We start from the raw sequence: 3,807 nt of genomic DNA, 5'->3' as shown, positions 1-3,807 counted from the left end.
CAGGGGGAGCGGGAGAGAAGGAAGATAAATTATTAATATGTGGCTACTGACCCATTATTAATATGTGTCTACTGAGCTATTGCCTATTGCCCATTCGTAATTCGTAATTCGTAATTCGTAATTCGTAATTCGTAATTCGTAATTGCCTATTCCCTCACTTTTTGAATTTTGGGTAATTTTAAACCTTGAACAGTTCCTTGAGGTTGCATTAAGGGAAGAAACGTCTCAACGTTTTCAGCACCAGCGTTTTGTAATGCTTTTAAAAGTTGGCTGGTTTCATCCATGAATTGTTCGACGTTAATCCCACTATAATCAGGATAATAATAGTTTAAGCGTCCCAGTCCTTCCCCCATTAAAATAACAGCCCCTTTCCAATTTTTTTGGCTTAAATGATAGAGTCCGACGGCAATTTGTAAAACGCCTTGATAAAATTTCTTTTCGGGTTCTGAGGCTTCCATCCATAAAGCTTCCAAGGTGTCATGACAAGTATAAAATTCTTGTTGGTTAAATTCTTCAACACCTTGCCAAAACGCCAGGGGAATTTCTTCTGTCATGGAATTTAATTTTTAACCTCGAATCAGAATAATAAAAATGATAAATTAACGATTAATTACCCTAATTTTTCACACCAAACCCGACACCAAAAGTCAATAATTATACCATCGTAGCGCGAACTTTTTCAATTTCTTCTAGGGAAATTGTTTGCTGATCTCCTGCAAAATCATTATCATCAGTTAGGAATAGCATACAATGACATTCTTTACGTTCTCGCATAGGAACACAGGGACAATTCCAGAACGTGCTTTTGACCTCAGCTTCTTTATCTTCATAATGACGACAAGGACAAAGAGGTGCGCCTAACTCATCTTTATGTTTTGCTAACCCTTCAATAACAACAGCAGTAACGGAGGGTTCAGCACAAAAATAAGTTCCCGTGCGTCTAGCATACTGTTCCGAAAACTGCTTCATTGCGATTAAGCTTTTTTGGCTCGATAATTTATCGTTTGTTTCTGGGGTCATGGATCAGCGTGTAATTTTATAACAATATTATTTTTAATTTTACCGCAATAGATGTCAATCAGGCAAACTAGGAGTCTCTGTGGAACAGGCATCTTGCCTGTTCAGAAAATGGACATTGAATTAAAATTGAGAATTATTACCTAAAGATTGGATAATTTTAAGGAAGATTGAAGTTGAGATTGTAGGGAAATATCAGGACGAATTTCTAAACCCAAATCAGGTAATTTTTGTATTTTATCATTAGTTTGGCTGGTTAATCGAGAATCAGAAGGCCAAAGTAACCATCGACTTCCTAACGGTAACGTTCTCAAGGATTCAGGATTTTGAGTTAACCAAATAATCGGGAAATTAGGAGGTTCTTTTCCGAATACCTCTTCTCCAGGATTCACATCTGCTAAGGTATGAAGAACGACGCGATTTCCGTAAACTAATCCGGTTTTTGCTGTCCATAACTGAACATTTAATTGACTGCGACAGGCATAAAAATATAAGGATGCGGCAGCAATTACAGCTTGTTCAAAATCATCAGGTTGCCAGAAAAAAGAACTATCTAATGCAATAATAATTTCCTGACCGCCATGAGAGGTTTCTAATTCTCGAACTCGTAATTCGCCATATCGCGCACTAGAACGCCAATGAATTAAACGAGTCGGATCACCATAACGATAAGGTCTTAAGGTGCGGGTTACACCTTCGGTTGCCATTTGAAACTGACGATGTTCATAAATATTGGGATTATACTCTTTTCCGATTTCATCGATTAACGGACAGGTGGTTAAGGGTAAAACTAACGGATAAACAATGGCACTTGCAGGAACTTTTCGTTCTCGACTACACCAAAATAATCCTAATGGTGTTGCGGTTCTTAATTTAACTCCAACCCAATGATAAATCCCCCGTTTTTGGGTGGGAATATAAGTTACCCATTGATCAGATTGATGGGCAGGTAAAAGCTCGATTACGGTTGCTGATTTTCCTAAACTCGGAGGTAATAAATCCTGAACTTGAATCAGAGTTTTAGCTTGATTGCTGGCATTTTTAATCGTTAATTCCAGGGTTAAATCGTCTCCCACACTAACGGGATTAATGATTTCTCGTTGAACTTGTAGGGAAATAAGAGAACGTTGGGGTAAAATTGCAGCAATGGCTAATACAGCAAAACTAATACCACTAATAACATAAAGCCATCCTGCCATGGTATTTGTAGCTGCACCAAAGAAAAAGATGGATAATCCTAGGAGTAATCCCCCTGCATAGGCTGGGGCGACCCAATGGGATTCTAACCAGTGTTGTAGGTGAAATCGATGGTTTTTCATGAATTCAAAGCATTGGGGATGGGAAAGATCGTAGCAGGTTTTTGTCTATCTTGATCTGACGGAAGGAAAAGGTCAAAAAATGTTTACAAAGACTACAGGTAAGAAATATATTGCCTATAATTCAATTAATCTTAAAATTGCGTTGAAGTCAGCTAAACAACCCTAAGCTTATGACGAACTCCGCCTCCCCCAAACCTCTGCCCAAAATGCCTCCACCCCCTTCTGCTGTTTCAGTGGAGTCTTCCTCGGTTTCTATAGCCTCGGCTTCCTCGATTAAACTGATGGTGAAAGATGCCTATAGCAAAAAAGTCTCAGATATTCATATTCGAGTCGGACATACCCCTCGATTTCGGATTCAAGGACAAATGGCAAGGGCAAAGGATCATGTTAAAGTCACGCCTGAACTATTTGAACAGTATTTAGATGAAATTCTCACTCCCCATCAACGCCAACAGTTTGCAGAAACAAAAGAATTAGACACAGCAATATTTTATCCAGGGTTAGTGCGATGTCGGGTCAATTGTTTTGATTCCCTGACTGGAGGGGCGATGGTTTTGCGTCTGATTCATTTGCAGATTCCCTCCATTGATGAGTTAGCATTACCACCGGTTCTCAAAAATATTATTAATTCTCCCCAAGGTTTAATTTTAGTTACAGGGCCAACGGGTTCGGGGAAATCTACCACGTTAGCGGCGATGATTCGTCACCTAAACGAAAGTGCGAAAAAGCATATTGTTACCATTGAAGACCCGATTGAATTTGTTCACCCCTCGAAAATGTGTTTAATTAGCCAACGGGAAGTCGGGTTACATACCTTAGAATTTCATAACGCCTTACGGGCAGTTTTACGGGAAGATCCTGATGTGATTCTGATTGGGGAAATGCGCGATCGCACGACGGTTAATACAGCGTTACAAGCTTCACAAACGGGTCACTTAGTATTAGGAACTCTGCATACCCGCAATGCTTTAAACTCGATTAATCGTCTATTAAACCTGTTTAATGTTGATGAACAACCCGCCGTGCGAATTCAAATTTGTGATTCTTTAGTGGCGGTGATTGCTCAATTATTAGTTCCTACCGTTGATAATAAACGCACGGCGGTTCACGATATTTTAGTTAATACTCCAGCCATGCGAGATTATCTCTTGAAAGGCGATGACGAAAGTGCCTTACAGTTAATGGAATCGGATACTTACGAAGGAATGCAACTGATTAACCAAGCCCTATTTGAACAGGTGCTTGCCACACGGGTGACCATGGAAGAAGCCGAAAAAGCTTCTCCCGATGCTACCGATTTAGACCGTCGCTTCCGTACCGCCGGGATCGACTCATCGGGTATGGCCCGCCAATTCAGAGAAGGTAAATCGCCGTTTAGTGCGTAAGAGGGTGTCAGGTCTGTGGAACAGGCATCTTGCCTGTTAAGTCAGGTGTCAGGTGTCAAAAGTTAACAATTTCCCCTGCTTCCCCC

General features: G+C 40.4%; 4 protein-coding genes. 1 reads left to right on the top strand and 3 read right to left on the bottom strand.

Annotation, left to right across the window (positions count from 1 at the left end; translation table 11 throughout):
- Positions 1–146: 146 nt before the first annotated feature.
- The 3 genes from IQ236_RS27405 to IQ236_RS27395 all read right to left on the bottom strand — a co-directional run bounded on the left by IQ236_RS27405 (position 147) and on the right by IQ236_RS27395 (position 2,336).
- Entirely contained in the window at positions 147–554 is a 408-nt protein-coding gene (locus IQ236_RS27405; protein WP_193872381.1) for a DUF309 domain-containing protein, read from the bottom strand.
- A 100-nt stretch (positions 555–654) separates the two neighbouring features.
- Complete coding sequence (locus tag IQ236_RS27400) at positions 655–1,020, bottom strand: ferredoxin-thioredoxin reductase catalytic domain-containing protein (protein ID WP_190515634.1); 366 nt, start codon at positions 1,018–1,020, stop codon at positions 655–657.
- A gap of 140 nt (positions 1,021–1,160) precedes the next feature.
- The gene (locus tag IQ236_RS27395) at positions 1,161–2,336 is read right to left on the bottom strand and encodes a DUF58 domain-containing protein (protein ID WP_193872379.1); all 1,176 of its coding nucleotides are present in this window, start codon (positions 2,334–2,336) and stop codon (positions 1,161–1,163) included.
- A 170-nt stretch (positions 2,337–2,506) separates the two neighbouring features.
- Here IQ236_RS27395 and IQ236_RS27390 point away from each other — a divergent pair, with 170 nt between their 5' ends.
- Positions 2,507–3,721, top strand: a complete 1,215-nt coding sequence (locus IQ236_RS27390) for a type IV pilus twitching motility protein PilT (RefSeq protein ID WP_193872377.1) — start codon at positions 2,507–2,509, stop codon at positions 3,719–3,721.
- Positions 3,722–3,807 lie beyond the last annotated feature (86 nt).

Source organism: Planktothrix mougeotii LEGE 06226 (genome assembly GCF_015207485.1).
Taxonomy (GTDB): Bacteria; Cyanobacteriota; Cyanobacteriia; order Cyanobacteriales; family Microcoleaceae; genus Planktothrix.
This window is presented reverse-complemented; position numbering and strand designations above follow the sequence as displayed.

Excerpts from the sequence above, each read along its gene's own strand:
- IQ236_RS27405 (WP_193872381.1), bottom strand. The coding sequence starts at position 554 with ATGACAGAAGAAATTCCCCTGGCGTTTTGGCAAGGTGTTGAAGAATTT.
- IQ236_RS27400 (WP_190515634.1), bottom strand. The coding sequence starts at position 1,020 with ATGACCCCAGAAACAAACGATAAATTATCGAGCCAAAAAAGCTTAATC.
- IQ236_RS27395 (WP_193872379.1), bottom strand. The coding sequence starts at position 2,336 with ATGAAAAACCATCGATTTCACCTACAACACTGGTTAGAATCCCATTGG.
- IQ236_RS27390 (WP_193872377.1), top strand. The coding sequence starts at position 2,507 with ATGACGAACTCCGCCTCCCCCAAACCTCTGCCCAAAATGCCTCCACCC.